The sequence below is a fragment of the uncultured Traorella sp. genome, assembly GCF_944327115.1.
In the GTDB taxonomy this organism is placed as follows: domain Bacteria; phylum Bacillota_I; class Bacilli_A; order Erysipelotrichales; family Erysipelotrichaceae; genus Traorella.
Genome location: NZ_CALVGS010000096.1, coordinates 1 through 2,807 on the forward strand (window position 1 = coordinate 1; position 2,807 = coordinate 2,807).

3 protein-coding genes are annotated in these 2,807 nt (G+C 33.1%); 2 read left to right on the forward strand and 1 reads right to left on the reverse strand.

Features of this window, described 5'->3' with window-relative positions; genetic code table 11:
• Positions 1 to 2 precede the first annotated feature (2 nt).
• Together istA and istB are read left to right on the forward strand one after the other, a co-directional pair.
• Entirely contained in the window at positions 3 to 1,295 is a 1,293-nt protein-coding gene (gene istA / locus Q0K35_RS08540) for an IS21 family transposase (protein ID WP_294562253.1), read from the forward strand.
• A complete protein-coding gene (istB, locus tag Q0K35_RS08545) occupies positions 1,282 to 2,031 on the forward strand; it encodes an IS21-like element helper ATPase IstB (RefSeq protein ID WP_294562255.1) in 750 nt (249 codons plus the stop codon). Before istA ends, istB begins: the two co-directional genes overlap by 14 nt.
• A 21-nt stretch (positions 2,032 to 2,052) precedes the next feature.
• On the opposite strand, the gene Q0K35_RS08550 is transcribed toward istB, so the two are convergent.
• On the reverse strand, positions 2,053 to 2,807 hold a 755-nt coding region (locus Q0K35_RS08550), incomplete at its 5' end, for a transposase (protein WP_294562256.1).

Here is a 2,807-nt window from a genome sequence, read left to right on the forward strand (position 1 = left end):
TAATCAACTATGAAATCAATACGAATCTAGAAATAAATTGTTTAATGGATCTTAATAAATTGAAGAATTTACAAAATAATGGTCTGAAAGTTAATAAATCTGAATTAGCCAGACGATTAGGAAAGGATCGTCGTACTATCGATAAATATATTAACGGTTATCAAAAAAGTAACTCTCGTAATAGAACTTCACAGTTTGATGCGTATTACGATATTATTGATCGACTTTTAAATGACAGCTATAAAGTGTTTGCTTATAAACGAGTACTTTGGCAGTATCTCAAAGATAATTATGGACTTGAAGGTGCTCAGTCAAGTTTTAGAAGATATATATCTTCAATAGAAAAGTTTAATCAGTATTTTAAAGAAAAAAAGAAATCGGTTAAAGCTCCTGCACCTAGTCGTTTTGAAACAAAACCTAGTGAACAGGCACAAATTGACTGGAAAGAAAATATACCATTTGTATTAAAAAATGGAGAAATGGTTACTGTCAATATCTTTAGTTTCATCATGTCATACTCAAGGTTTAGAGTCTATCGGCTTTCATTAACTAAAACTCAGGATATCTTATTTCATTTCCTGGATGAAATATTTGGAATCGTTGGTGGTGTTCCTAAGACGATCATCACAGACAATATGAAAACAGTTATGGATGAAGCAAGAACCGAATATAGGCAAGGAAAAATCAATAATAAATTTTATCAGTTTTCAAAAGACTATGGATTCAAGGTACACCCATGTATTGCAGGAAGACCAAATACTAAAGCCAAAGTGGAATCGCCGATGAAGATACTTGATGAATTATTAGCATACAGTGGTGAATTATCTTATGACGAGCTGGCTGTAAAATTAAAGGAAATCAATGAAAGAGAAAATCTATCATTTCATAGCAGTTATCAGGGAATTCCAATACTGGATTTAGAAAATGAAAAAGCTTTCTTAAAACAGGTACCTCCACAGTCCATAAGAAAGCAATATAGCATCGATATCACAGATGTAAAAGTCAATCATTCATCAATGATCAGCTATAAATCAAAATTGTATTCCGTACCACCAGAATATATCTCAAAGCAATTACAATTACAATTACAAGTCTATGATAATCAACTGCACCTGTATTATAACATGGAACTTGTGACTGTACACCTTATTTCTCAACAAAAACTGAACTATCATCAACATCATTATGAAGAAATATTATCAAAAACACTTCCTCATGATAGTGACAGGATAAGCAAAATAGCAAAAGAAAATTTAAAGAATATAGGAGCAAGATTTAATAATGACAGAACATGAACAACTTATACAGAATCTGGAATACCTCAAATTGAACGAAATTATCAGTCATCTAAATGATACAGTTGATTTTATCACAAGGAATAATCTTTCGTTCGAACAGGGACTAATCAAATTAACAAATTATGAAATAGATCATAAAGAATCTAAATTAATAAAAGCGATGGTGAAAACGGGAGCATTTCCTCATCATAAGGAAATAGATGAATTTGATTTTGATTTTCAAGAAAACATAAACAAAGCACAGATCATGGATTTTTTAAGTCATCGCTTCATACATGAAAAAGAAAACATTATTTTTCTTGGAAGTAGCGGTGTAGGAAAAACACATCTGGCAACATCAATAGGAATTTCAGTAGCGAAGAAAAGAATGTCAACATATTTTATCAAATGCCATGATCTAATAGCCCAATTAAAGAAAGCAAAATTAGAAAATCGGTTAGAGAACAGATTAAAACATTTTTCAAGCTACTCATTATTGATAATAGATGAATTAGGATATTTACCGATTGAAAAGGAAGATTCAAAATTATTTTTTCAATTAATAGATAAACGATATGAAAAGAAGAGTACGATTATAACAACAAACATTAATTTTTCAAATTGGGATGATATATTTATGGACCCGATCATAGCAAATGCGATATTGGATAGAGTACTGCATCATGCACATGTGGTCAATATAACAGGCAGATCATATAGACTTAAAGACTATTATGAAGAATCTGAAAATTAAAAAATGTACATTCTTATATGATCAAAATTGTACATTTTTAAGTTGACATTTATACCCGTTTGCATTCATCATCAGTCTTTCCGGCTGATTGTTTCTTGATTCAATATAGCTGTTGTTGATCCTTCTTCCACTGACAGTAGAAAATGAATGAATGATTTCTTCATTCCAGTTAATCAAAAGATTGTAGAAGCCAGCATATTCACTGATTCCGGAATCTCCAAACTGCTGGATCTGATCTGCAAGCATTTCCTTCGCATTCTGCACGCTGCAGGACTCGTTGAAGAGGATATAGCCTTCTTTTAACTCATAGGCTTTCTTCAGATCAGGGAAACGCTCAAACAGGATTGTCTGCATGTCTCTATAGTTCATACGGCGCTTGAATCTTTTATTGTACTTAGGATCGTTGTCGAGATTGAACCCATGGCTGAAGATATGCTTGAACTTTGTAAGAAGATACTGGAGATTCTCATCTTCAGTGTTTCTTCTGCATCTCAGGCGTACAGCTCTGAAGGCTTCAGTGAGATGTTTGAGAACGTGAAACGGATCGGCGCAGATAAGAGCTTTAGGAAAATAAATCTGAGCAATGAGTTTATAAGGCTCGTAGAGATCGATCGAGACATATCTGACATTGTCGAGCTCACTTTTTCCAGTCTTTTCATCGTAAGTATCCAGCCGCACTTTAGTAAAATAGCCGGCAAGATAATCTTTTTTTCTGTCAGGAAGCACATCGATGATGGTGCCGTCCTCAAAATCCATCAGAAGACAGCAGTAGAGAG

Bases quoted from the DNA above. Each gene is read 5' to 3' on its own strand.
- istB (WP_294562255.1), top strand. From the start codon at position 1,282: ATGACAGAACATGAACAACTTATACAGAATCTGGAATACCTCAAATTG.